Origin of the sequence: Streptococcus sp. 1643, assembly GCF_006228325.1 — a bacterium.
GTDB lineage: Bacteria > Bacillota > Bacilli > Lactobacillales > Streptococcaceae > Streptococcus.
Map to the genome: position 1 here is coordinate 1,194,792 of NZ_CP040231.1, position 25,703 is coordinate 1,220,494.

Below are 25,703 nucleotides of genomic sequence, written 5' to 3' on the forward strand. Positions count from 1 at the left end.
CTAGTCCTCCTTTCCATGTTGAGATGCATTGATTTCGCGATAGACTTGGCTAGTTTTCATCAAGTCCTCGTGCTTGCCAACAGCTAGGAGCTCACCTTTTTCCAAAAGGAGAATCTGGTCAGCCATCTGAAGTGTCGAAGTCCGTTGAGAAATCAAGATTAAGCTCGTATTTGGCAGATTTTCTCTAATAGCTTTCAAGAGCTTGGACTCGGTGATGGTGTCGAGGGCCGAGGTCGCATCATCTAGGATGAGAAATGGAGCTTGACGCAAGACTGCTCGGGCAATAGATAGCCTTTGTTTTTGTCCGCCTGAGAAATTTCGCCCTCCTCCCTCAACTAGGGCATCCAAAAGTCCTTCCTTTTCACTGACAAAACCCTTAGCTTGCGCAATCTCCAAGGCCTGCCAGAGTTGCTGATCAGACACTTCTTGATTGAAACCTAGAGTCAAGTTGGAACGAATAGTTCCCTTAAAGAGTTCGACCTTTTGGGGCACATAGGCAATCCAAGACCGCCACTGCTCAAGATTAAGAGGACTACGTCCATTTCGATAAAGGTCAATGCTCCCCTTGTCTGCTGTATAAAGACCAAGTAAGACTTGCACCAAGCTTGACTTACCAGAACCAGTTCCTCCGATGATACCAAGGATTTGCCCTTGATTCATATCAAAGGAAATGTTTCTCAGAGAAGGCTGGGCCGCATCAGGATAGGTAAAGGTTAATTCTTTGACTTGCAAAACCCGATCACCGGTAACTTGCTTTTCTTCTAATTCTGAATGGATATCCTCTGGAGCCTCGTCAAAGACTTCCTCGATTCGCTTGGCTGAGATGTAGGACTGGTTGAGGGAATTGATCAGCATGGCGAGCTTAACCAATTCCACCAAAATCTGCAAGAGGTAGTTGATAAGAGCAATCAGGGCACCTTGACTGAGTAAACCTCCTTGAATTAAAATATATCCCTGCCAGATGATGACGAGAAGAGTTCCATTAACAATCAGATAGGTCAGAGGTGTTAACAAACTAGACCAGAAACCCGTCTTTTCTTGCAATCTAGCATAAACTTGGTTAAGGGTTTGAAAAATCTGTAACTCTCGTTTTTCCTGACCAAAAGCACGAATAACTCGCATGCCTTGTAATTGCTGACGCGTTTCCTTAACCAGCTGATCCGTTTTCTTTCTGAGACTGCTGTAGAGAGGATTGACCAGTCGAGAGAGACCGACAATGACAATCGTCAAAATGACAACCATAACTAAGAACCAGAAAGTCAGCTCAGCCGAGATGCGATAGGCCATAAAAATGGCTCCAAAAACGATAATAGGCGCTCGCAAAAAGAGGCGCAGGAATTGATTGATACCAGTCTGAATCTGGTAGGTATCCGAAGTCAAGCGAGTCACCAAGCTAGAAGTTGTCAAACGATCTCTGCTGTCCTTGGGTAAGGAAAGAATATGACGATAGAGGTCGTTTGTCAATTCCTTGGCAAAACCTACCGCTGCCTTTGCTGAATAGAATTGAGCAATCAAGGCCACTAAAACGCCAATCACTGCAAAGACAAGGAGCAGGCCAATCTGCATCCAGAGATGTCCTTGATTTCTCTGGGGCAAGGATTGGTCAACAATCTCAGCAATCACCATGGGAACCAAGAGTTCAAAAACAGCTTCAAGTAACTTGAACAAGGGTGCTAAAATTGATTCCTTGATATAGGATTTGAAGTAAGATAGTAAGTGTTTCATAAATCCCTTCTATTCATATTCTAGAAATGAAGAAAGTGGGAAGCCCCACCCTCTCAGTTTTATTTGTTTAAGCAAGGTAATAGATAGCCATATCCTGCTTTTTCCATCTCATCCTTGGCTATAAAGCGTAAGGAAGCAGAATTAATACAGTAACGCAGGCCACCTAACTCCCGAGGTCCATCTGTGAAAACATGACCCAAGTGAGCATTTCCTGACCGAGAACGAACCTCGATTCGCTCCATTCCATGACTCAGATCTTTGTAATAGTGAATCAATTCCTTAGAAATCGGACGACTAAAACTTGGCCAACCACAACCTGAGGCAAACTTATCCTTAGCGAAAAAAAGCGGTTCACCCGTCGTGATGTCTACATAAATCCCTTCTTCAAAGGTCTGGTCATAAGCATTACTAAATGGAGCCTCTGTAGCAGCTTCTTGCGTAACACGGTAAGACTCTTCAGTTAAGCTTTCCTTCAACACCTCTTGACTAGGTTTTTCATAGTTGGCTGCGTCAATCAATGGCTTCTCAGCATCGGTCACATCGATATGACAATAACCGGAAGGATTCTTCTTGAGATAGTCTTGATGGTAGTCTTCAGCCAAAATGTAGTGACGAAGTTTCTCCACCTCTACTGCAATCTTTCGACCCAGCATACGCTCCTGCTCCTGCACCACTGTGTAGATAGCTGGCAAGTCTGCTTCATCCTGATAATAGATTCCCGTTCGATATTGGCGACCACGGTCATTCCCTTGTTGGTTAATAGACAAGGGATCAATGACACGGAAATAATAAAGCAAAATCTCTCTAAGTGACACTGCTTTCTCATCATAAATCACTTGAACAGTCTCTGCATGGTCTGTTTCCTTGAGCAACTGGTAATTGGTTGTTTCGACTTGGCCATTAGCGTAGCCGACACTGGTTGTTAATACGCCTGAAATTCGTGAAAAATACTCCTCTAGGCCCCAAAAACAACCACCTGCTAGATAAATTTCTGCCATCTTTATTTCTCCTTTATCAAATTTTTAACCAATACTCTTCGAAAATCTCTTCAAACCACGTCAGCTTACATCTGCAACCTCAAAACAGTATTTTGAGCTAACTTCGTCAGTTCTATCCACAACCTCAAAACCATGTTTTGAGCAACCTGTGGCTAGCTTCCTAATTTGCTCTTTGATTTTTCATTGAGTATAAACTTCTTTTCAAAAAAAGGACAGGAAGCCCTCTGGTCGAGAGTTTCCCCATCCTATCTTCTATTTCTTTACTTTGTTTCGACACGGACACCTTGGGTATCAACTTTCAAATCATGAAGTTTGCCTTTGAAAGGCTGCTTTTGCAATTCAGCTTTAATCTTCGGCATCTTGTCATGAGAAGCCAAGACCATCACTGTCGGCCCTGCTCCAGAGAGGTAGGTCGCATAGGCACCATTCTCTTTAGCTACTTGCTTAATCGTCGCAAATTCACGGACCAGACTTTGACGATAACGCTCGTGGAAGAGGTCCCCCTCGATTGCTTGACCAGCTGTCACCATATCTCCTGCTAACAAGGATGCAACGGCCACATTGGCGATAGAACTAGCCGCAACAGCTTCCTTATAGGACAATTTTTTAGGTAAGACACCACGGCTGTCGCGAGTGCGCAATTCATAGTTGGGAATATAAGCTAGAAAATCACACTCCGGGAAGTCAGACACAATTGCTGAAACATGCCCTTCAACAGAACTTGCAATAACGAGATTGCCGTAAATTGCTGGAGCCACATTGTCAGGATGCCCTTCAATCTTGGTCGCCAACTGCAATTTGTCGTGGTTAGATAAGTTGAGCTTGCCCAGTTGATTAGCTAGTTCAATCCCAGCAACGATAACAGAGCTAGAAGAACCCAAACCACGCGCCAAGGGAACATCGCTGGTCATTTTCAAACGTCTCGGTTGCAAGTCAGGCGCAATTTGCAAGGCAATCCTAAGCAAAAGATTACGCTCGTCATGGGGAATCCATTTACCAATCTGGTGTTCAATCAACCACTCATCCCGTTCTTCACAGACCTCAATTTGAAGATACTTGGTTACAGCTACACCGACCGAATCAAAACCTGGCCCAATATTGGCACTGGTTGCAGGTACAATAATCTTCATCCTATTCTCCTAACACCTTGAAGGTATTCAAGAGGTCAAATTCTGAAGCTTTGGCCAACTCAGCTGAAACATTCTCAAGCTGCGCTTTATTAATCTTATGAGTGATAATCACTACACGCGCCTTGTCACCCTTTTTGCCATCTTGGAGGATTTGCTTGAAGGAAATATCTTGAGCATTAAAGATTTCAGCCAATTTCAAGACCTGACCTTTTGAGTCTGGAGCCAAGATTGAGAAGTAGTAGTTTGCTTTGACATCTTCTGGATTAGCCAAGACCAAGTCACGGCTGTATTCGTTGAAGTCTTTACCAATGGTACCATCATTCAAGCGACGAACGATACGGACGATATCCGCCACAACACTTGTTGCAGTTGGTTTTTGACCCGCACCTGGTCCGTAGTACATAGACTCACCGATACCGATAGATTCTACAAAAACAGCGTTCATTACCCCATTCACACTGGCAAGTGGATGTGCTTTAGGAAGGAAGGTTGGAGTTACTTCCGCAGCAATACCAGAAGGAGTTTCCTCGATAGAACCAACCAATTTCACTACATAGCCCAGGTCTTGGGCTACAGCTACGTCTTCTGGTGTGATGTTGCGGATTCCCTTGTGTGCTACATCGTCAAAAGCAACCTTCATACCAAAAGCAAATTGGCTCAAAATCACCATCTTGTAGGCTGCGTCAATCCCATCCACGTCATTTGTAGGGTCGCTTTCTGCAAAACCAAGTCTTTGAGCTTCAGCCAGAGCATCATCATAAGACCAGCCTTCTTCCACCATCTTGGTCATCATGAAGTTAGAAGTTCCATTAACGACACCAAGAACGCGCGTAATTTTGTCAGAAGCCAATGAATTTGCTAGAGTGCGAAGAATTGGAATCCCACCAGCAACTGCTGCTTCGTAGTAAAGTGCTACATTATGCTCTTTAGCAATTTCTAACAATTCTGCACCATGGACAGCCAAAAGGTCCTTGTTGGCAGTAACAACGTGTTTCCCAGCTTCTAAGGCACGAGTGATAAAGGTTTTAGCTGGTTTGATACGCCCCATCAATTCCACTACGATAGTAATGTCCTTGTCTGCTAAAATATCATCTACATTGGTTACAAAGTTAAAGTCATTTCCTGCTGCAAGCAAGCGGTTCTTTTCATCTTCATCCTTGACCAATACCTTAGCTACTTCAATCTCCGAATGAGCTGACTGAACGATTTTTTCTCCATTTTCCTTTAGGAGGAATGGCACACCACTTGCAACGGTACCAAATCCAAGTAAAGCAATTTTAACTGTCATGTTTGTCTCCTAGAAATTTTCTGATATAGCCATTATAACAGAATTTTATGAAAATTCCTATTATAGTAAATCACTATTTCAGTCTAGTAAAGAAAAAACGAATCCCATGATTCGCCTTTTCTGATAAGTAAAAATTGATTTCTAAAAACTATGAATTAATTTTTTGAAGACCGAACACAGCGTCGTGATTGATCAAGATGTGACCATACTCTTGTAAAACCGAACGACTGATATCACTGTCGTCTGCAAACTCACGCATACGAGCCAAGAGCCAGGCTGGATACGGACTAGGATGATTCTCCACATCAACTAAGATTGTCAAATAATAGTGGTCATTCATCTTATAGAGTTCAGATGTTTCCATCTGGTAGTTAACCGTCTTTGCAAAAGCAACTAAGTCAGCAAGGCTTGCAAAGCGTAGGATATAGTAGATATAAGGTTCTTTCTTATTCTCCGTCTCCTTGTCTGCCTGCTCTTGCTCTTCTTCCTTTGCTTCGACCTGCTCTAGAGATTGGATGGCCTCAATATCGTCCTTGGTCTTATCTGCAATGCTCTTTTCCAAGGTTTTGAGAAATTCATCTGGCGACATTTGGGCTAATTCTTCCATGTCTGGTAGATCCGCCAAATCTTCAAAATCCAAATTTTGGTCAATCTTGGACTTGGTCACAAAGACGTCGACCTTATCAGGTTTTGGCGTCACGCGGAAACTCAGCATGCCACTATCCAAGAAATTGTCTGGCATCTCTAACTCATCTAAAATAGCATAGAAAAACTCTTCGGTTTTTTCCTGAGGAACGAGAAAGTCTGCAATCTCCATTCCCCGATCCATCAAATCATCTAAAGTCATTGTGATTTTCAGTGTTGTATCACTAATTTGTTTCATCTTCATATCTAGTAACCTCATACTTTCAGTCTATCTATTATACTAGATTTTTACGATTTTATCAAAAGAATGAAGCGAGAATGTGATATAATACTAGATATGATTTTAGATTTAAGAAAGAAAGTTCAATGAAAAATATAAAAGTAAATGCCTTGGCCAGCTTGCTGGTCAATATTCTCAATATCGTTTTTCCACTGATAACCAATCCTTATCTGACGCGGATTCTCAGCAAATCCAATTACGGTTATTTCAATACGGCCAATACTTGGGCAAGTTTCGTTATTCCACTTGCAGCCTTTGGAATATACAACTACGGGATTCGAGCTATCAGTAAGGTCAAGGATGACAAGAATAAAATCAACTACGTCTTTTCTAAGTTGTTTTATATCTCGGTTTTCACCTCTCTTCTGACGACAGGTATCTACTTCCTCATTATCTTCTTTGACACCAGCATTGAGAATCTGAAGGTCCTCTACTACATCCTAGGGGCCCAAGCACTCTTCCAATTTCTCAATATCGAATGGATGAACGAGGCTTATGAAAACTATGCCTTCATCCTCTACAAAACATTAATTATTCGAATTACCATGCTGGTCGCTATCTTCGCCTTCGTTAAAACGGCAGATGATATTGTTCCTTATGCTATCGTTATGACAGCGACCACTATCCTCAACTACCTGCTCAGTTTTCTTTGGATTAAGAGAGAAGTTTCTTTTGTTAAGATTGGTTTCGTAGAACTTGCTAAAGCTTCTAAACCGCTCTTCACTATGCTTCTCTTAGCAAACGCTAATATGCTTTATACCTTGCTAGATAGAATGTTTATCACCAAGGGACCAGATGAAAACTACATTTCTTATTATACAATTGCCTATAGTATTGTCATGTTGATTGCTAGTGTATTGAGTGGAGCTATCAACGTCAGTATTCCTCGCCTTGGCTATTATCTTGGTAAAAAGGATTACAAGTCCTATAATTATCTCGTGAATCAAGCGGCATCCTTATTCTATTTCCTTATGGTTCCAACTAGCATCGGGATTATGATATTGGGACGGTACGCAACTGTTATTTATTCTTCTGAAAAATATCTTGAAGCGGGTATCGTAACTAGCGTCTTCGCTTTTCGTACCATCATTTGGGCTATAGAGTTGATTCTTGGTAAACAGATTATCTTTATCAACGACCATGAAAATCGCTTAACTGCCTTCTACTTCCTTGGTGGTGGTACCAATATACTATTAAATAGCATCTTGTATTTCAATAATATTTTTGCACCTGAGTATTACATCGCTACGACCATTATCGCAGAAACTATCGTTGTTTTACTTGAAATTCATTTTATCAAGAAACACCAACTGATTAGTTTAAAAGAAATTTTTATAACCTTAACACGCTATAGCCTCATATCCCTTGGTTTTATCCCAATCTTCTATATTTTCAAGATGATTTTCCAAATCAACTCTTATACGGTCAACTTCAATATGGTTCTCATGGTTCTGTCTACCGTAGCAACTTGTGGTATCTATTACCTCTTGACCCTCTTTATCACCAAAGACAAAACACTCCACTATGCACTGAACCTTGTACTTGCTAAATTAAAACGAAATTAAAAAATCCCCTACTGATAAATTAGTTGCCAGTAGGGGATTTCTTCTTTATTCTTTTTCTTTCTTTTCAGAAGCGTTGGCTTCTAGATTTGAATCTTGTTTAGGTTGTTCAACAATAGAGGAATTAGCTTCTTGTTTCTGTTCTGGCTTGACTGCATCGCTATTTACAGCAACAACAGCCTGTTTCCAGATACCTTCTTCGTTTACTTTGTAACCATCAGGTGTTGTTGCGTTCTTCAACAAAGAACCATCAGCTTGGAAATAGTACCAATTACCATCAAGCTGTTTCCAACCTGTCTGCATTGCTCCTGATTCATCAAAGTAATGATGATCACCATTTACTTTATGAAGGCCAACCAACATGATACCATCTTCAGGATTTAGATAATACCAGACACCTTTGTCTTTTATCCAACCAGTTTTCATGGCTCCATTTGATTCAAAGTAACGGTAATGATTATCAAACCATTTCCAGCCAGTTTGCATGGCTCCAGATTTGCTAAAGTAATATTGCTTACCATCTACTTGATGGAGGCCGATTAACATAACGCCTTCCTTACCTTCAAGATAATACCAGGCATCACCATCTTTCAACCAACCAGTTTGGAGTGCGCCAGACGTAGCGTAATAATGCCAAGAATCATTTGACCTCTGCCATCCAACTTGCATAGTACCTGCAGAGCTGAAGAAGTAGTTCTTTCCATTAATTTCTTGCGATCCGACTGCCATGATACCAGTTTCTGGATCCAGGTAATACCAAGATTCGCCCAATTTTAACCAACCCGTCTTCATGGTACCAGAGCTAGTATAATACTGCCAACCCTTATCCTGCCATTGCCAACCAGTTTGCATGGCACCACTTGCCTTGAAATAGTAACGAGAGCCATTGATTTCTTGATTTCCAGTTAGCATATTGCCGTCTTTATCAAGATAGAACCAAATTTCTTTGTCCTTAACCCAGCCAGTTTGCATGGCGCCAGAGTTCGCAAAATAGTTCCAGTGGCCATCTACCAACACCCAGCCAGTTTGCATAATACCTTCTTTGTCAAAGTAATAAGTTGTACCCTTGATGTCTTTTTTACCAACAGTTAGAATACTATCCTCATCATAATAGTACCAATTTGAGGCAATCTTTTGCCAAGATGATGCTTTTCTTTCCGACTGTAGGGCACCACTACTAGCAAAGAATAGTTTCTTACCATTATAAACCTGAGGACCTGTCAGCATCTTACCTTCTTTGTCAAATAGATATTTCTGACCATCAATTTCAATTAACTGACTGTAACTTCTTGCTCCACTTGATGTGATGTAATACCAAGTACCATCTTGATTAAACCAACCAGTATCTTGCATTTGTCCATTGTTGTTCAAATAATACCAGTTACCATCAGTTTTTTCACGAGAGTCGTTCAAATGAAGCCATTTACCTGCCTGCATTTGTCCTTGACCATTAAAGAAATAGTAAAATCCATCAATTCGTTGCCAACCGATAGCCATCTGATTATCTGATAAACGATATTTCCAGTAACCATCTTCTTTATACCAAACCTTTCTTGCCGAAGGAATATCAGGAAAATCATTTGATATGTTGGCGAATCCACGTTGACTGATGTCAAACACAGTTGCATCTTTCGTTTGGCTATAAGCGTGAACAACTTCGATACCATGTTTCTTAAGATAGTCTCTTGTTGTAGCAAGATTAGCATCTGCTGCAGATGTATGAACTACCATACTAGGAGATAGAGAGTCTAAGAAAGGAATCGTATTTGAAATTTGAGCATCATAGTGATGGTTCCATTTCATCATATCGACTTTTCCAATCTCCGGACCTAATTTATCCTCTGCCCCCTCAGCATTATCTAAGTCACCACCGAGATAGATCTTTTTCCCTTCTACAGTTACTACTGCCACAAGAGAATTGGAATTGTCATCATAGACTCTCTTGAGTTTGCCGTTACTGTCATATTCGTTTTTATAGTTATAAAGCTGAATATCCATGTCCCCTAGAGTGAAGTGACTTTCCTTCTCAGTGATGTCTTGCACAAGAGTTACACCTCGCTCTAGAGCTGTCTTAACAGCATTGTCATAATTGAAAAGATTGTCCCACAATCGCCATTTTGATGTGATGCGCTCATCTGAGTATCTCTTCAAATAAAATCTATCTACAAGATAACGTTTAAGAACTTCATCCGCAGAACCAATGTGATCGCTATGAACATGAGTTCCTAGAATAAAGTCAAGCTTCTTAATACCGAGCTGTTGCATATGTCTGAACAGTCTGTCTTCTAATACATACTCATTGTTTATACTAATTCCTACACGACTTGGATAACGCGGATTACTGCCATCTGGAAAATCATAGTCTTCACCCATGTCAATCAAGGCATAATGACCATTACTCTCAAGAATGATGGCATCACTTCCTGATACTCCTTTGGTATTGATAAAATGGATTCGGTTGCTTGAAGTATCTGCCTGAACTGCTGGTATAAATAGTCCAGATACGAGCAACAAGAATAGGGAAGTAAATACAAGTGTTTCTTTTATCTGTTTCTTTTTCATCTAAACCACTTCTTTCTTTGGTAGCGGAAACTAGGATGGAAGATTCATCCTGGTAGTAACTTTTCTAGCTTCTTTCCGTCAATATAAGACAAAAAGAGGGAACGAGAAGTCTGATTGTCACACTAGAATAGGGACTAGAGTTAACAAGGAAGAACTTCACCATCCCCTCTTTTCTTGTATTTCTAAGTTTACTTTTTCAAAAGTACTTTAGCCAATTTAGCATCTCTTTGTTTGTAAATTGGATTTTCTTTCCAGTTGTAATGAGTATTAGGGATTTCAAAATCCTCCCCATACAAGTGACTGATGTATTCTCTTGTATTTTCTGGAACTTTTACTAGAATCTCTTTAAAACTGCATTCACTTAGTGCTGTAAACGGCAATTCATAGTGGTAAACTTCATATCTTGTAGGATTTCCCAAGGGGTTTGTCATGTAGAAAATAGTGTCTGAGGAAATGCTCCCCTCTTTTTTATCATAGACAATAAAATCAACATTGAGGCCCTTGTAACTATAGGATAATTCTACAAGTTTATCATTGTAATAGAACTCTTTTGTTCTGACAAAGCCTTTCTCAAAAAGAACTTTCTCATCCTTTAAAAAGGCTTCGTAGTCTGGGATAATAATCCCAAAGTCCATATCTAAATCATGCGGAATCAGATCATTTTCTCTGTAGAAACCAAGTAAAGTTCCAAAATCTAACCAGATATCATAGGATTTCAGATTCGATTGATAGATGGCCTTTAGAATATCTTCAAAATTTTCTTTGAGCAGATTACTTCTCTTGGAATCCAAATCGATATTGGCTTTTTGATTTAAACTTTTGATAATAGGTAGGTTTTTAACCAGGTCTTTCTTATCTCCTAAGAGACTGGCTAAACTTCTTTTTAACCATTGTAACACGTCCTATCCCTCCTTTATGTATGCAAGGAAGTCATCGTGCTTCACTCGTTTTTCTAGAGGAGGAATTTCCATAAAATCATCCCCGTAGATGGCAGAAAGGATTTGCTGATAAGCCGCAGGAATTTTGTAAACTCTATCTTCAAATGGACTGTCAATCGTTGTATCCAAGAAGGACTTGTCAAACTTCGTAGAAACTCTTTTGTTCTCCATGAGGTAGTCAATGAAGTCTCCATCTTTTTCTTGCATAGATAGGATGTTCATCTTTTGGTTCCAAGTTTTGACACGAGTCAGACGAAATACAAGGACAAGTATATATCGGACGATATTCTTGAATTTCGCATTCTTATTATGGATGCCATAAAGGGTATAGACTGATAAACGACGGTAAGTATCTAGTTTTACCATGTCCTTGTTAACATCAGCATAATAGTCAAATGGGAACACATCCACACAAATTCCTAAATCGATATCATTTTCGATGTAGTTGTTATCGTAGACTGTTCGCGCGTCATAGACTCGGTAAAATGGGTAAGGATACCGAGCGTCATTTTCCCAAGAAACAACCTTGTAGACAGGATCATTATCTTGCAAAATAGCTTGATACAATTTATCGTATTCATCGCGTTTCAAAGAGATATCAATATCGTCATCCCAAGGAATGTATCCCTTGTGTCTCACTGCTCCCAGCAAGGTTCCATAAGCCAGTGAATAGTTGATATTCTCTTTTTGACAGAGATTGTGGATATAATCCATGACACCTAGTTCAACTTCTTTGATCTCCGCTTCATCTAGTTTTCTATAGCCGTCTCTTTTTTTATAGAGAACAGAGAAATAGTAACCTGAAATCACAAACAAGATACAACCCTGTAGAGAAATTCCATAGAAGGTTGAACTCAAGAACAAATTAGAGATGAGAATAACTACAGTCATCAAGAGAATGGTAATCAATTCATGATTGCGGCGACCTTCTTGAAGGTCTTTTTTATATTTCTTGAGACTTGAAACGATGAAGGAAAGCATAAAGATGGCCATAGGGATAAAACCTGTGATACCATCATAGAATAACAACTCAAGGTAGCCGTTGTGAGTAAGGTAATGTTGTTTGATGATGTAGGCTGAAGCATCATATTCTTTACCTAACTCATACCAGTTTCCTCCTGAATATCCAAACAGAGGACGTCTAGGGATAAAGGAAGCTGTTGACTGCCAAATGGCAAAACGGTTATTGGAGATATTCTCTTCACTGGTGTCAGTTCTCTCAAGAGAAAGATTGTTGTCTCCATTTTGTCCGTTTTCTCGGTTCTTTTGGATTTGAGCTGAGTGAGCTTTTAAGTAAATGTCACTACTATATTTGATACCATTATAGCCAACAAATACCAATCCTACTATTACTAGAACAGTAAGAAGTGACTTGCTTTTTTTAGTCCAGTTAGCCGTCATCAAAGCATATAAGAGGGCAACTACTAGCAAACAGATGTAGGTTGTTCTGGAACCAGACAGTACAATGTAAGCAAAATTAAGCAGAATCGATGAAATAGCCAGAGTTTTAAGTACTGGTTTGTAGATTGACAAGCGCATCCACAAGTAAATAACCACCATCAGAGAAATAATAGAGAGATAGTTGGGACTGGCTAGAATACCAAATAGACGAGACTCTACAAATCCTTGGCGGATCAATAACCCCTTGTAATCAAATACGCGGTAACCCTGCAACATGAAGAATTGCCAAATTGATACAAGTACACCTATAGTATTTGCAACAGTGATAACTGAGAAGAAGACATCAAAGAGGGCACGTGCTTTTTTCACAGTAAAAGATTGAAAGACTGGATAGATTGCAAAGAAATAGATGAAAAAGACAACTAAGTTCTTTATGTTTGTTGAAAATCCATATTTTACAACTAAGATCGCAGTCAGGATATTCATTAGAAAAAAGAGAATCAAATACTCAATTTTTCTGACAGTCAGATAGGCTTTTTTGATAAAGAAATTATAAAATCCCAACAAAACACCCATGAGGGTCATGCATAGAGTGACAAATTTATTGGCTGAGATTGATTGCAGTGGAACAATCAAGCCTGCCATACAGTAAAAAGATATAACTGATAAAAACAGCAGATTGATTTTAAAATAGTATTTTTCAATAAATGAAATCATTGTTTCTCCTAACGCTTAGTTTGTGCAAGCAAGATTTTCGTATACAATTTTCGACTCAGGCACAAAGCTAAAAAGCTCATTTTTCTTGCTCTTGTAAAACGACTATCTGAAAGAATGTTCTTTGTGTTTTTCTTTAGATAGGCAATTAAACGGTATTCTAAGACCTTATCCTTGAAATCTGCATCAACCAAGAGCCTATCCAATACATAGAAGTAAGCCCAGTTTAAACGCATGGTTGCAACATCTGCTAGTTCAGGGTAATTCTCTCTGATAATATTTGCGTTTTGCTCATAAGCCTCAATAACGTTTAAGAATTTCAAGGAGAATTTTTGAGTCGTGATACTATTTTCACGGTGAACATAGTAGTATTTTTTTTCATTTGTTGCAACAACCTTGCGACATTGATGAATCAAGGCGATCATAATAAAGGCATCCTCTGCTATTTTGCCAATTTCAAATCGTAGTTGTTCAAAGAGTTCTTTTTTATAAAGTTTGTTGACAGCTGTGACCGAGAGAATCTTAGCTTCCATGACCATTTTAATGGCCTTTTGGGGAGTTAATTTCCAAGTCTGAATCGTTGCAACCTGCTTTTCCGGAATTTGGTGATAAACATCATAATGTCCACACATAGAAAGATCAGCATTGGATTCTAGCATTTGGCGGTAAAGAGTCTCATACATATCTTCGTCAATGTAGTCATCACTATCGATAAAACCGATCAAATCAGAACTTGCCTCTTCAATCCCTCTATTTCGAGCATCAGACAAGCCACCGTTTTCCTTGTGAATGACACGAATCCGTTGATCTCTTTGAGCTAATTGATCACACAGTTCTCCACTATTATCCGTCGAACCATCATTGACAAGAAGAATTTCCAAGTTGGTATAGGTCTGTTTTAAAATGGATTCTACACACTTTTCCAAATAGGCTTCTACATTATAGACTGGAACGATAACGCTTATTTTTTCTCCCATCATGCTCCATATTCTCCCTTATACTCTGTGTAGCTTTTGTCCATGTCTGCTATAATGGCGTCATGATGCGGTACTTGCTTGTCCGCTGGTGGCGGTGTCATATAGTCCCCAAAAGCAGTGCTGAGATAGGCATCATAGCCGACTGGAATGGGCATCTCAGTTCCTTCAAATGGCAAGAAAAGATTGTCTTCAAAGGATGCGATTGGGTACTTGTTTCGCATGTAGCCGGGACCTGAGCATAATTCCGTAATTCCATCGCTCTCAGCCAGACCATACTTGGTCATTTCTTTTTCAGCTTTTTTCCAAATGCGATAACGTAGAGATTTTGGAGTCAGGCCGAGTAAGATACGACTTCCCCATTTCATGACTGCACCATGCTTTTCTGGGATAGTTTGCGCACAAAAGAGTGAATAAATCAGGGCCCAACGAACTTGTTTCTTACGCTCAGCTGAATTTTTAGGATAATAATCTAAAGGTAAAACATCCAAGGCCAAACCGTGTGGCAAATCCAAATCCTTCTGATAAGGCTTGATACAAGTGGTTTCCTTATCACGAATGGTAATAAAAAGGTTACGGTCTACAAAATCTTTGTTACTCTTTAACAAGAAATAACGCTCGTCTGCATAACGTGGCCACAGTTCTGCTAATTTTTCATAGTCCTTACGTGGCATGAAAAAGTCCAAATCATCATCCCAAGGAATGAAACCTTTGTTACGAAGGGCACCAATAGCTCCTCCACCACAGAGATAGCACAACAAATCATGTTCTTTACAAAATGCGACGAAATATTCAGCCATTTCCAGACTACGAGCCTGAATCGCTTTCAAATCACTCATGTCTCTCCTCTTCTGTCCAATAACGAGTTATATCGTTTTATTATACCATAAAAAAGCCCTAAAAATCCATCAGATACTAAGAAAAATCAAAGCCTAAACCACTTTTTCACTGGTGATTCAAACTTTGATTTTTTTATAGTATTCTATCTCATTCCCATTTGGGCGAGTTTGGTCTGGTATTTATTTTGATCAACTAGAAGTCCTTGTCCACCATAGATATCATAAGCGTCCACCCAGTCACCAAGTTCTGGGACGGTGAGTCTTTCAATGCCATTTTGAGCACCTTCTAGGACAGATAAACCATTGGTCAACAAGAAGCTATATGGTAGATTTGTTGATGTCATGCCAAAGACTTTTCCAAGTGCCTCTGATCCCGTAAAGAGCTTGGTTGGATCTTTGATTTGCTCAAGAACAGCTGACATCACTTGTTGTTGACGTTTGGTACGGCCATAGTCTCCCTCATCATCATCACGGAAGCGAGCGTAGTTGAGCAAGGTGGATCCATTCATCTGCTGTTTTCCAACTTTGATGGTTTGGGTTGGCGATTCTGTCTCTGTTGCATGAAGGTCATCTCCAACTGTGGCTTCTGTCAAAGGTTGACCATTCAATGTTGAGAATTGGGCATCAATCGTTACTCCGTCAGGGAAGAGGGTATCAATAGCTGTTGCAAAGGCCTGGAAGTCGACCAGGGCATAGTACTTAATATCCAAATCAAAGTTGTCTTTTAGAACCTTGCGGACCATTTCAGCACCTTTTTGCCCTTCTTGTTCCCCAAGTTCATAGGCAACATTTAGTTTGTTATCCGTCTGTTTCTGGCCATTTACAATCTTACTGTACCCGTCGATATAAACTAAGTTGTCACGCATAAAGCTGACTAGTTTGATCTTCTTATCCGATCCACTGACATTCAGTACCATGATTGTGTCGGTACGGGTTTCTGCACTATTTTGACCGATACGGCCATCTGTCCCCATCACTAAAATATTCACACCATCTTTGGTATCCTGACCGTTAAAGACCTCTACTTGAGCTGCCTTGGCGTCAGCTGGCTTATTTGTTGGATTGGCTGCTGACTGGAACCCTCGAAGAAACATGAAAATCATCCCTGCAGCCACACAGGTAATCAACAGCAAGAACCAAGTCAGTATTCGTTTGAAGCCAATTCTTCTCTTTTTCTTTTTGACTTTAGGTTGAGGAGCTACCTTTTCACGTTTCTTAGACCGACTTCTACTGCCATAAGTCGGAAGATCAATATCTCTACCCCAAGTTTCTTCTTTTTCTTCTTGGTAGAAATGGTGAACTTCAGACTTGAGACCTGCCATCTTCTGTTGCAGATAATCAAACTCCCTCCGTTCACGGTCGTTGAGGTAATGGATATTTTTGAAGAGATAGTCATAACGTAACTGCTCATGATGACTTAAAGGATTTTCTTTGCTCATTGACTCTCCTTTTCTATATCAGTTATGGTAAAAATCGGGTAGGTTCCCAGTATCTTGTGCTGGATCCCAATGGCTTCTAGTTCTTGTCTTGCAAAATGAACCAGTTCTTTGTCACTATAGTCTACATCGATAATGAAAAAGTATTCTCCTAAGGCTGTTTTAAGGGGGCGACTTTCAATCTTTGTTAAGTCAATCCCTCTCCAAGCAAAGGTCGAAAGTGCCTTGTAAAGAGCACCAGGTAAGTTGTCTGGCAAGGTCAAGGCCAAACTCATTTTTTCAGCTTGCGAGTTCAAAGGAATCTTCGGTATCTCTGCCCCTAACACCCAAAAACGTGTGAAATTGGCTTCCATTTCCTGAATATCCTCTGCAATTAATTCCAAGCCATATTCTTCAGCTGAACTTTTAGGAGCAATAGCTGCATAAGGTTGGTCTGGATGTTCCGAAATAAAGCGAGCCGCATAGGCTGTACTAGCAGTCACCTCGATTTGAGCCTCGGGATAGTGTTCATCGATGAATTTCTTTCCTTGAGCCAGAGCCTGAGGATGGGAAAAGATTTTCTCAATTTTTGACTGACCTGGAACTACCATCAACTGCTGGTGAATGGGTTGAACGATTTCTGCAACTGCTTGGATGCAAGCCTGGTGAAAAAGGTAATCCAAGCTTTCATGAACGCTACCCTCGATAGAATTTTCAACTGGCACCACCGAATAGTCCACCAAGCCTTGTTCATAGGCCTTGATGACATCTGTGATATTGGCAAAGGCTTGTAATTCCTCATTAGGAAAAGCAGTCTGCACAACGTGGTGTGAAAATGATCCCTTGGGACCTAGATAGGCAATTTTCATCTCAGTTCCTCTATAATTTCCTCTGGGCTTAGCTTGGTTACATCTAGAACACGACTGGCTACTTCCTCATACCAAGCCTGTCTTTCTTGAAAAATCTCTCGCAACTCTTCCTTACTGTTGTTGAGAAAAAGTGGCCGTTGATTGTCCTTATCAGCTGCGATACGTTGGTAGAGGGTTTCAAAATCTGTTTTTAGGTAGATGTTATCAGGATTGGTTTTGAGCAAGTCACGATTTCTCTGAGAAATGATAACTCCTCCGCCAGTTGACACAACTCGGTCCGTTTTTAGTAAGTCAGCTAGGACTTCTGACTCTATTTGACGAAATGCCACTTCTCCTTTTTCAGCGAAGAAATCCGCAATGGACATGCCCAAACGTTCCTCGATTAAGGCATCCATATCGATGTAGTCTGGGTCCAATCCTCTGGCTATTGTCGACTTGCCTGCCCCCATAAATCCGAGTAATACCTTAGCCATGAATCAAGCTCTCCAAATCATCGAAGAAGCTAGGATAGCTGGTATTGATGGCTTCAGCACGATCAAGTTCCACTTCTCCATCCGCAACCAAGAGGGCTGCGATGGCTGTCATCATTCCAATTCGGTGGTCACCAAACGTATTGACTCTAGCGCCATGAAGGGAGGATTTCCCTTTGATAATCATCCCGTCTTCTGTAGGAGTGATATTCGCCCCCATGCTATTTAAGGCGTCAGCCACCACCTGAATGCGGTCGGTTTCCTTGACCTTAAGTTCTTCAGCATCCTTAATGACTGTTACACCTTGCGCTTGTGTCGCTAGAAGGGCAATAATGGGTAATTCATCAATCAAACGGGGAATCAAGGCTCCACCAATCTCTGTTCCTTTTAAGTCTGAAGACTCGACAGTCAGGGTTGCTGATTTAGCGACTGGATCGATTTCAGTTATTTCCAATTTCCCACCCATAGCACGAATGACATCAATAATACCAGTACGCGTTTCATTGATGCCCACATTCTGCAGCACCACACGAGAGTTTGGAACAATCAAACCAGCGACCAACCAAAAGGCTGCACTGGAAATATCTCCTGGAACAACTACCTTTTGTCCGATCAGTTTTTGCGGCCCTTGAACTGTGATTTTCTTGCCATCCACACTTAAATGGCCACCAAATTGCTGCAACATATCTTCGGTGTGGTTACGAGTACATTCTTTCTCGATAATAACGGACTCCCCCTGAGCCTGCAAGGCTGCAAATATCAAGGCAGACTTGACTTGCGCAGAGGCGATTGGCAACTCATAGTGAATCGGTTTTAAATTTTTCGTCCCTTTTAGGCGAAGAGGGGGCAGGTCTCGCTCAGTTTGCCCTGAGATGCTAACGCCCATTTTTTTCAGTGGAATCGTCACGCGATCCATAGGACGTTTGGAAAGACTATCATCTCCAAACATCTCTACTTCGAAGTCTGCACCAGCAAGGACACCTGAGATCAGGCGAATCGAGGTTCCAGAATTCCCCATATCCAAGGCGTTTTGCGGAGCTTTTAAGCCATCCATTCCAACACCTTGAATGGTAACAACCCCATCTTTGTCCTCAATTTCAACACCAAGGTCACGAAAAACCTGCATGGTTGAAAGTACATCCTCTCCACGCAAAATATCATAAACCTTAGTCTCGCCCTCAGCCAAACTTCCAAAAATAATCGAACGATGGCTAATAGACTTGTCACCTGGAACCCGGATACTGCCATGTAAGTGGCGAATGTTTGTTTTTAGTTTCATAGTTGACCTCATACTTGCAATACTTTTTCTTATTTTATCACAAAAAAGCCAGAAATTCCTGAAATTTCTGGCTTTTATACAGATAAAATACTATTTCAATAATTCTGAAACAGGTTCAAAGACAATTTTTTCAATGTCTGAAAGGTAAATGGACAATTGTTGCTGTTTGGCAAAGAAATCTGACAAAAGAGCGTTCTCTTGGATTTGTTTGCTGAAAGACTGCATCTTTTCTTGGAAAGAGGCGTCTGGCATTTGTCCCGTTTGCGCCATGACTTGGATTTCTTGCTGGAAAGCGAGGTAGTCTGCAAAAATCTTGCTAGCTTGTTCATCAGCTTGGATGGCATCTTTTGCTGCCTTAACCGCCTTGTATTCTGGTAATTCACGTAACCCGCGGCTAAGTTCGTTTGCACTATCGTAAATATTTGACATGATTTTCTCCTTATTTGATGACGACTGTATAGTCTGTATTTTCTGTAATTAAGCGTTCCGCTCGTTCTAAATCTTGAGCATTTTTAAAGGAAATTTGTAGAATCCCGTGAATATCCTCACGATTTTCTTCGTTGATGTGGATATTGACCAAGGAAGTTCCACGTAGCAATTCCAAAATCCGCAAGATAACATCTTCCTCGTCGGGAACATCAACATAGAGGTCATAAGAACTGTCCACGCCTCCACGTTTATGGATTTCCATGGCCTGACGTTGCTCACGCGCTTGATTGAAAAAGTTCCAGATTTGCTCTTCATCTCCCTTGCTGATGGCTTGTCCAACCTCATCTAGGCGCTCCTTGAAATCCTCAATCCGATCTAGAATAGTCTCACGATTGGACAAGAGAATGGAAGTCCACATACCTGGCTCGCTTTCCGCAATGCGAGTCATATCTCGAAAACCACCCGCCGCAAAGCGCCTTGCCATCTCATGTTCTTGTGCATAGACCGCTGTCTGCTCCATGAGGCTGGAAGCCAGAATATGAGGAAAATGACTAATCTGAGAAGTCACCCGATCATGCTCCTTGGCATCAATCTCGATAAAACGAGCATGAAGGCCTGAAAGCAGATCCTTCATTTCCTCAAGCGTGCCAGGACTTGTCAGACTCGAAGGCGTAAAGATATAATAGGCATTTTCGAAGAGATTAACATCCGCAGAAGCAGCCCCTGTCTTGTGGCTACCAGCCATGGGATGGGCCCCAACAAAGCGAACAGGCTTGCCAGCTAAATACTTCTCCGCTGCTTCCACAATGGCTGACTTGGTCGAGCCGGCATCCGAGATAATGACGCCTTCCTTCAAGTCTAAGTTTGCCAGCTCCTTAATAAAAGCAATGGTCTGTTTGATTGGCAAGGTCAAGATGATGACATCTGCTAGGGGAGCGAAACTGGCAAAATCATCCGTCGCACGGTCAATCATCCCCCGCTCCAAGGCAATATCTCTCGAAGCCTGACTGCGATTATAACCCAAAATTTCATAATCCGGATGATCACGCTTGATACCGAGTGCCATCGAAGCACCAATCAAACCGAGACCTGCGATATAGATGGTTTTTGCCATAAGGACTCCTTAATAGTTCTTTGTATAGTCTCGGTGCTTGGCAACTGCCTCTTTTAATTCTTCAAGATTATCTGATGAGAATTTTTCAAGAATTTCCTGCGCCAAAACGGTGGCAACAACGGCTTCCATGACCACACCTGCAGCTGGAAGGGCGGTCGGATCACTTCTCTCCACGGTTGCCTTGTAAGGTTCGTGGGTTTCGATATCCACACTCATCAATGGTTTGTAAAGAGTGGGAATGGGTTTCATAACACCACGAACAACAATTGGTTGCCCATTGGTCATACCACCTTCGAAACCACCTAGATTATTGGTACGACGAGTATAGCCGTCTTCTTTAGACCAGAGAATTTCATCCATAACCTGGCTGCCTTTTCGGTAACCAGCTTCAAATCCGAGACCAAATTCCACCCCTTTAAAGGCATTGATAGAAACAACTGCTTGTGCCAATCGCGCATCCAATTTTCTGTCCCATTGGACATAGGAACCAAGACCAACTGGAACACCTCCGACGACTGTCTCCACAACCCCACCAATGGTATCACCGTCACGTTTGATTTGGTCAATATAGTCCTTGATTTCCTGTTCCCGCTCTCGGTTGACAATAGAAACTTCAGACTGGGCAGCTCGTTCCTTAATCTCAGCGACTGTCAGATTTTCAGGAACATCGATTTCCTTGCCACCAAAGACCACGACATGGTTAGCAATCTCCATATCCAGTTCAGCTAAGAGACGTTTAGCTACTGCCCCAACTGCCACTCTCATGGTGGTTTCACGAGCTGATGAACGCTCCAAAGAATTTCTCAAATCATCAAAACGGTACTTGATGCCCCCAACTAAATCGGCATGACCTGGGCGAGGATGGGTAATTTTTCGTTTGCTTTTAAGGCGGTCTTCAATGTCCTCTGCAGACATGATATCCAGCCATTTTTGGTGGTCCTTATTGATGACATCCATGGTAATAGGAGCCCCTGTCGTCTTCCCGTGGCGAACACCTGAAGTAAAGACAACCTGGTCACTCTCAATTTTCATACGGCCACCACGACCATAGCCACCCTGACGGCGTTTAAGGTCTCCATTAATATCCTCAGCTGTCAAAGGAAGTCCAGCGGGAATTCCTTCAATGATAGCCGTCAAACGAGGACCGTGTGATTCTCCTGCAGTTAAATATCTCATACGTTCTCCTTATTTTACCAAGTAGTCTTTCATCTCTTCCAGAGAAACTGGGTGAATGGTCGCTGAACCAAGCTCTGGTACCAAGACCAATTTCAAGGTATTGCCACGTGCTTTCTTATCATGAGTAAGTGCCTGATAGAGCTTGTCTACATCCCAGTTTTCATACTCAACAGGTAGTCCAAATTTCTGACACATCTCTGTAATGGACTGGGTTATTCCTTCTGGCATAAGACCTTTTTCCTCAGCAACCTTGGAAATCTGTACCATCCCCATGGCCACAGCTTCTCCATGCATGACCTTGCCATAACCAGCAGTCGCTTCGATGGCATGACCAATAGTGTGTCCAAAGTTGAGGTAGAGGCGAACACCATTGTCTAACTCATCCTCAACCACCATCTTGCGCTTCACCTGACAAGAATGTTCAATCAAGGTCTCTGCATGCTCCAAAATGCTCTCTACAGAACCATCTAGCTCCATCAAGAGAGCCCATAGTTCTGGATCCTCAATCAAGCCGTACTTGATAACCTCACCCATTCCCTCAATCAACTCTCTTTTCCCGAGTGTTTCAAGGACAAGCGGGTCAATCAGAACCCCATCTGGTTGGGCAAAGGTACCCACCATATTTTTAGCAAAAGGAGTATTGACCCCTGTCTTTCCACCGATAGAAGAATCAACCTGGGCAGTCAAACTAGTCGGAATCTGAACAAAGTGAATGCCCCGCATATAAGTAGAGGCCACAAAACCAGCTAGGTCCCCAACGACACCTCCACCAAGAACCACAATCCCATCGCTACGAGTCAGACCTTGCTTGACTAGAAATTCATAGACCTTCTGAACAGTTGTTAAATTCTTTCTTTCTTCGCCTTCTAAAAAGTCAAAAACAGCTACCTGAAAACCAGCATCTTCTAGGCTGAGTTTAACCCTCTCTGCATAGAGAGAGGCTACATGGTTGTCGGTTACAATAACCACTTTTTGAGGTTGCCAGAGTTCTCGCAACCATTGACCAGCCTGAGCTAGACAACCTTTTTCAATCTGAATATCATAAGGATGATGCGGAATATCGATTCTGATTTTCATAGGAGGGTCTCCTTTTCACTATTTATATTTTTCTGTTAAGGACTGCCAAATCTCATCTGTCGGCATTACTTTACCTGTCCACAGTTGAAAAGCTTCAGCAGCTTGATAGAGCAACATCCCCAGGCCATTGACGGCTGGATTTCCCTGACTTCTAGCCCAATTCAAAAATGGCGTCTCAAAGGGTTGGTAAATGATATCTGCAACCAAGAGATTCTCTGGCAAATTGATGCTTTCTGGAACTGGCGATGATTTGCCATCCATCCCTACACTAGTCGCATTGACGAGCAGGTCCGACTCGGCAATCCTTGATTGCAGTTCAGAAAGATCTTCTAAAGCATACAAGTCCACTTTAAAGCCTGTTTGCTCCTGCAACTTATCTAGGTAAGGTCTTGTTTTTTCTATAGAAGCTGAACGAACAAAGACTGAAATCTGACTGGCCCCATCCAAAATAGCCTGCGCCAAAATGGATTTGGCCGCACCACCTGCTCCCAGAATGGTCATTTTCTTATCTGAGATTGTAAAAGAAGGCAAGCTCTTAAAAAATCCCTTGCCATCTGTATTATATCCAATTAAAGTGCCATTATGATTGACTACAGTATTGACTGCCCCAATCAAACGAGCCTCATCACTCAACTCATCCAGATAAGGAATCACTTGCTCCTTGTAAGGCATAGACAGGTTGATGCCAAACATCTGGTAACGGCGAATATTGGCGACTGTTTCTGCCAAATCACCCGCTTCAATCTCCCAAGCTACATAGGCACCATTAATAGCTGTCGCCTCAAAGGCCCTATTGTGAATAAAGGGTGAAATAGAGTGTTTAATGGGATTGGCAACAACTGCAGCTAAACGCGTATAGCCATCAAGCTTCATCCAAAATCTCCCTGATTTTCTTCATGTTTGATAGCGAAATCTGACCTGGGGCACTCGCTTCATCCAGACTAGCAAATGACCAACTTGAACCCGTCACATCTGAAGTAATACGGGATACCTTGCCCATTTTCCCCATGGAAATGGTCACGTACTCTTGCTCAGGGTTGAGTGTCTTAAATCCTCGAGTGTAGTTCATCAGGTCTAAAACATCCTGCTCCGTATGGGCCATAACTGATACCTTGACCACTTTCGGAGAGAGACTGGTCAACTCAGACAAAATTTCCATCATGTTTTCAGGTGTCTCCTGGAAATTATGGTAACTCAAAACAAGATTTGGAAAATCCAACATTTCCTCAAAAACATCCTTGTAGCTGAAATACTCAAAATCTACATAATCCGGCTGATAGAGCTGAGTAACTTCCTTGATGATTTGAACATACTCTTCTGAGGAAAGTTCGATTTCTCCTCCCTCAGCGCGGGTCCGAAGGGTAAAGACAAGTTCGCGTCCTGCAAATTTTTCAAAGATAGCGGGTGCTACCTGTAAAATAGCGTCCTTTGTAAGAAAGTCCGCACGCCACTCAATGATATCGGCATCTTCATACCTAGTGGCATCCAGTTCTTGCGCTTCTTCTAAACTTCTTGGCATTACTGAAACGATTAATTTCATCTACTAACCTTCATACTAATCACCTTGAGGTAATTACTGCTTTCATCTTTTTTATTATAGGCAAAGTCTGCTGGAAGACCGTATTGGTTCAAGACCTGATACCTTCTTCCTGCAAAACCTTTATCAATTTGTTCTGTAAATTTCTGGCGGGAAACATTGGCAGCATTGGTACTGGCAATGATAATGCCTCCCGGATTTAAAATCTCTAGACTCTGGGAAATCAACTTGTGATAGTCCTTAGCTACAGAGAATGTTTGTTTTTTATTGCGGGCAAAGCTCGGCGGATCAAGAACAATCACATCATAGGTCAAGCCTTTTCTCTTGGCATACTTGAAGTATTCAAAGACGTCCATGACAATAAAACGATGATTGTCCGTGCTGAGTCCATTTGCCTGAAAATGAGCTTCTGACAGCTCTCTAGACCGTTTGGCCAAGTCAACTGAAGTCGTCTCACTGGCACCTCCCATAGCTGCAGCAACTGAAAAGGCCGCCGTATAGGAAAACATATTGAGCAAGGATTTGCCCATGGCTAGACCGTCAACCAGACTCCCACGAACCTCATGCTGGTCTAGGAAAATCCCGGTCATCAAGCCATCATTCATAAAGACTTGATAGAGCACGCCATTCTCAAGAACAGTAAAGTAATCTGGCGCTTCCTCACCATAAACATAGGCAGACTCGTAGTTTTGACCTTTAAAACGAATCTTTTCATAAGCCCCCAAGACCTCAGGAAAAACTTCCTTAAAAGCCTTTACGATCAGCTTACGAATCTGGTAAACAAAGGAGTTGTACCAAGAAAAGACAGCATAATCTCCATAGAGATCAACAGTCAGACCACCAAAACCATCCCCCTCTTGGTTAAAAAGGCGAAAGGCAGTAGTCAAGTCATCTTGATAATAAGGCTTTCTAGCTTCCTTAGCCTTACGAAACAGAGTTTCAAAGAAGGATTGGTTGAAACCAACCTTTTCCTTGCTGACCAACCAGCCAATGCCCTTGTTCTGCTGAGAAAGATAGGCACTCCCTAAAAACTTCCCGTCTTGACTAAGAACTTCTACTGCCTGATCCGTCAGATCAATATCTGTTAAATCACTTGCTTCCAAAAGAACTAGACCCTTAGCTAGCTTTTTTTCAACACGTCTGCTGACCCTAATTCTATTCATAGTTACTATTATAGCAAATTTTGTGACAATTCTCAAAAAAGAAACCGTTTAACCAGTTGTACTTTAGTTTACTGAGTGTCATTTTTGTTAAAATAAGTTTATTCCATTTACTTTTTCA

The 25,703-nt window shown here is 41.5% G+C and carries 22 protein-coding genes; 1 reads left to right on the plus strand and 21 read right to left on the minus strand.

Translation table 11 applies throughout. The features are described from left to right. The 5 genes from FD735_RS06355 to mecA all read right to left on the minus strand — a co-directional run bounded on the left by FD735_RS06355 (nt 1) and on the right by mecA (nt 6,030). On the minus strand, nt 1–1,725 hold the full coding sequence (locus FD735_RS06355) for an ABC transporter ATP-binding protein (protein WP_139658764.1): 1,725 nt from the start codon (nt 1,723–1,725) through the stop codon (nt 1–3). Between the two features lie 59 nt (nt 1,726–1,784). Next, nucleotides 1,785–2,723, minus strand: coding sequence for a peptide-methionine (R)-S-oxide reductase MsrB (gene msrB / locus FD735_RS06360; protein ID WP_139658765.1), 939 nt, complete (start codon nt 2,721–2,723; stop codon nt 1,785–1,787). A 260-nt stretch (nt 2,724–2,983) separates the two neighbouring features. Continuing rightward, complete coding sequence (thrB, locus tag FD735_RS06365; protein WP_139658766.1) at nt 2,984–3,853, minus strand: homoserine kinase; 870 nt, start codon at nt 3,851–3,853, stop codon at nt 2,984–2,986. Between the two features lies 1 nt (nt 3,854). Continuing rightward, nucleotides 3,855–5,141: a homoserine dehydrogenase gene (locus FD735_RS06370; RefSeq protein WP_139658767.1), complete on the minus strand. Its 1,287-nt coding sequence runs from the start codon at nt 5,139–5,141 to the stop codon at nt 3,855–3,857. 148 nt (nt 5,142–5,289) lie between these two features. After that, nucleotides 5,290–6,030, minus strand: coding sequence for an adaptor protein MecA (mecA, locus tag FD735_RS06375; protein WP_139659110.1), 741 nt, complete (start codon nt 6,028–6,030; stop codon nt 5,290–5,292). Between the two features lie 122 nt (nt 6,031–6,152). On the opposite strand from mecA, the gene FD735_RS06380 reads away from it, so the two are divergent. Then, nucleotides 6,153–7,631 (plus strand): oligosaccharide flippase family protein, encoded by a 1,479-nt coding sequence (locus FD735_RS06380; RefSeq protein WP_139658768.1) that lies wholly within the window; start codon nt 6,153–6,155, stop codon nt 7,629–7,631. Between the two features lie 45 nt (nt 7,632–7,676). On the opposite strand, the gene FD735_RS06385 is transcribed toward FD735_RS06380, so the two are convergent. The 16 genes from FD735_RS06385 to FD735_RS06460 all read right to left on the minus strand — a co-directional run bounded on the left by FD735_RS06385 (nt 7,677) and on the right by FD735_RS06460 (nt 25,585). Next, nucleotides 7,677–10,190, minus strand: coding sequence for an MBL fold metallo-hydrolase (locus FD735_RS06385; RefSeq protein WP_125391221.1), 2,514 nt, complete (start codon nt 10,188–10,190; stop codon nt 7,677–7,679). Between the two features lie 188 nt (nt 10,191–10,378). Next, nucleotides 10,379–11,089, minus strand: a complete 711-nt coding sequence (locus FD735_RS06390; RefSeq protein WP_125391220.1) for a LicD family protein — start codon at nt 11,087–11,089, stop codon at nt 10,379–10,381. Between the two features lie 3 nt (nt 11,090–11,092). Further along, nucleotides 11,093–13,246: a LicD family protein gene (locus tag FD735_RS06395; protein ID WP_125391219.1), complete on the minus strand. Its 2,154-nt coding sequence runs from the start codon at nt 13,244–13,246 to the stop codon at nt 11,093–11,095. Between the two features lie 8 nt (nt 13,247–13,254). Then, nucleotides 13,255–14,223 carry a glycosyltransferase family 2 protein gene (locus FD735_RS06400; protein WP_176553061.1) on the minus strand — a complete coding sequence of 323 codons (969 nt, stop codon included), beginning with the start codon at nt 14,221–14,223 and terminating at the stop codon, nt 13,255–13,257. Next, nucleotides 14,220–15,056, minus strand: coding sequence for a phosphorylcholine transferase LicD (locus tag FD735_RS06405; RefSeq protein ID WP_139658769.1), 837 nt, complete (start codon nt 15,054–15,056; stop codon nt 14,220–14,222). Before FD735_RS06405 ends, FD735_RS06400 begins: the two co-directional genes overlap by 4 nt. 143 nt (nt 15,057–15,199) lie before the next feature. Continuing rightward, nucleotides 15,200–16,495 carry an LCP family protein gene (locus tag FD735_RS06410; protein WP_139658770.1) on the minus strand — a complete coding sequence of 432 codons (1,296 nt, stop codon included), beginning with the start codon at nt 16,493–16,495 and terminating at the stop codon, nt 15,200–15,202. Beyond that, the gene (gene pheA, locus FD735_RS06415; protein ID WP_139658771.1) at nt 16,492–17,340 is read right to left on the minus strand and encodes a prephenate dehydratase; all 849 of its coding nucleotides are present in this window, start codon (nt 17,338–17,340) and stop codon (nt 16,492–16,494) included. Before pheA ends, FD735_RS06410 begins: the two co-directional genes overlap by 4 nt. Then, entirely contained in the window at nt 17,337–17,813 is a 477-nt protein-coding gene (locus tag FD735_RS06420) for a shikimate kinase (protein WP_139658772.1), read from the minus strand. Before FD735_RS06420 ends, pheA begins: the two co-directional genes overlap by 4 nt. Next, nucleotides 17,806–19,089: a 3-phosphoshikimate 1-carboxyvinyltransferase gene (gene aroA, locus FD735_RS06425; RefSeq protein WP_139658773.1), complete on the minus strand. Its 1,284-nt coding sequence runs from the start codon at nt 19,087–19,089 to the stop codon at nt 17,806–17,808. Before aroA ends, FD735_RS06420 begins: the two co-directional genes overlap by 8 nt. Before the next feature lie 90 nt (nt 19,090–19,179). Continuing rightward, on the minus strand, nt 19,180–19,518 hold the full coding sequence (locus tag FD735_RS06430) for a YlbF/YmcA family competence regulator (protein ID WP_000065973.1): 339 nt from the start codon (nt 19,516–19,518) through the stop codon (nt 19,180–19,182). A 10-nt stretch (nt 19,519–19,528) separates the two neighbouring features. Next, a complete protein-coding gene (locus tag FD735_RS06435) occupies nt 19,529–20,632 on the minus strand; it encodes a prephenate dehydrogenase (RefSeq protein WP_061420722.1) in 1,104 nt (367 codons plus the stop codon). Nucleotides 20,633–20,641: 9 nt separating this feature from the next. Then, nucleotides 20,642–21,808: a chorismate synthase gene (gene aroC, locus FD735_RS06440; RefSeq protein ID WP_061420721.1), complete on the minus strand. Its 1,167-nt coding sequence runs from the start codon at nt 21,806–21,808 to the stop codon at nt 20,642–20,644. A gap of 9 nt (nt 21,809–21,817) precedes the next feature. Further along, nucleotides 21,818–22,885 carry a 3-dehydroquinate synthase gene (gene aroB / locus FD735_RS06445; protein WP_125414132.1) on the minus strand — a complete coding sequence of 356 codons (1,068 nt, stop codon included), beginning with the start codon at nt 22,883–22,885 and terminating at the stop codon, nt 21,818–21,820. 18 nt (nt 22,886–22,903) lie between these two features. Continuing rightward, entirely contained in the window at nt 22,904–23,758 is an 855-nt protein-coding gene (locus FD735_RS06450) for a shikimate dehydrogenase (RefSeq protein WP_139658774.1), read from the minus strand. Beyond that, nucleotides 23,748–24,425 (minus strand): type I 3-dehydroquinate dehydratase, encoded by a 678-nt coding sequence (gene aroD, locus FD735_RS06455; protein WP_000767778.1) that lies wholly within the window; start codon nt 24,423–24,425, stop codon nt 23,748–23,750. Before aroD ends, FD735_RS06450 begins: the two co-directional genes overlap by 11 nt. Then, nucleotides 24,422–25,585, minus strand: a complete 1,164-nt coding sequence (locus tag FD735_RS06460; protein WP_176553062.1) for a class I SAM-dependent rRNA methyltransferase — start codon at nt 25,583–25,585, stop codon at nt 24,422–24,424. Before FD735_RS06460 ends, aroD begins: the two co-directional genes overlap by 4 nt. Nucleotides 25,586–25,703: the final 118 nt, after the last annotated feature.

Bases quoted from the DNA above. Each gene is read 5' to 3' on its own strand.
- aroD (WP_000767778.1), bottom strand. From the start codon at position 24,425: ATGAAATTAATCGTTTCAGTAATGCCAAGAAGTTTAGAAGAAGCGCAA.
- FD735_RS06355 (WP_139658764.1), bottom strand. From the start codon at position 1,725: ATGAAACACTTACTATCTTACTTCAAATCCTATATCAAGGAATCAATT.
- FD735_RS06370 (WP_139658767.1), bottom strand. From the start codon at position 5,141: ATGACAGTTAAAATTGCTTTACTTGGATTTGGTACCGTTGCAAGTGGT.
- FD735_RS06435 (WP_061420722.1), bottom strand. From the start codon at position 20,632: ATGGCAAAAACCATCTATATCGCAGGTCTCGGTTTGATTGGTGCTTCG.
- FD735_RS06450 (WP_139658774.1), bottom strand. From the start codon at position 23,758: ATGAAGCTTGATGGCTATACGCGTTTAGCTGCAGTTGTTGCCAATCCC.
- FD735_RS06420 (WP_139658772.1), bottom strand. From the start codon at position 17,813: ATGGCTAAGGTATTACTCGGATTTATGGGGGCAGGCAAGTCGACAATA.
- pheA (WP_139658771.1), bottom strand. From the start codon at position 17,340: ATGAAAATTGCCTATCTAGGTCCCAAGGGATCATTTTCACACCACGTT.
- aroA (WP_139658773.1), bottom strand. From the start codon at position 19,089: ATGAAACTAAAAACAAACATTCGCCACTTACATGGCAGTATCCGGGTT.
- FD735_RS06385 (WP_125391221.1), bottom strand. From the start codon at position 10,190: ATGAAAAAGAAACAGATAAAAGAAACACTTGTATTTACTTCCCTATTC.
- FD735_RS06405 (WP_139658769.1), bottom strand. From the start codon at position 15,056: ATGAGTGATTTGAAAGCGATTCAGGCTCGTAGTCTGGAAATGGCTGAA.
- msrB (WP_139658765.1), bottom strand. From the start codon at position 2,723: ATGGCAGAAATTTATCTAGCAGGTGGTTGTTTTTGGGGCCTAGAGGAG.
- mecA (WP_139659110.1), bottom strand. From the start codon at position 6,030: ATGAAGATGAAACAAATTAGTGATACAACACTGAAAATCACAATGACT.
- thrB (WP_139658766.1), bottom strand. From the start codon at position 3,853: ATGAAGATTATTGTACCTGCAACCAGTGCCAATATTGGGCCAGGTTTT.
- aroB (WP_125414132.1), bottom strand. From the start codon at position 22,885: ATGAAAATCAGAATCGATATTCCGCATCATCCTTATGATATTCAGATT.
- FD735_RS06430 (WP_000065973.1), bottom strand. From the start codon at position 19,518: ATGTCAAATATTTACGATAGTGCAAACGAACTTAGCCGCGGGTTACGT.
- FD735_RS06410 (WP_139658770.1), bottom strand. From the start codon at position 16,495: ATGAGCAAAGAAAATCCTTTAAGTCATCATGAGCAGTTACGTTATGAC.
- FD735_RS06400 (WP_176553061.1), bottom strand. From the start codon at position 14,223: ATGATGGGAGAAAAAATAAGCGTTATCGTTCCAGTCTATAATGTAGAA.
- FD735_RS06460 (WP_176553062.1), bottom strand. From the start codon at position 25,585: ATGAATAGAATTAGGGTCAGCAGACGTGTTGAAAAAAAGCTAGCTAAG.
- FD735_RS06380 (WP_139658768.1), top strand. From the start codon at position 6,153: ATGAAAAATATAAAAGTAAATGCCTTGGCCAGCTTGCTGGTCAATATT.
- FD735_RS06395 (WP_125391219.1), bottom strand. From the start codon at position 13,246: ATGATTTCATTTATTGAAAAATACTATTTTAAAATCAATCTGCTGTTT.
- aroC (WP_061420721.1), bottom strand. From the start codon at position 21,808: ATGAGATATTTAACTGCAGGAGAATCACACGGTCCTCGTTTGACGGCT.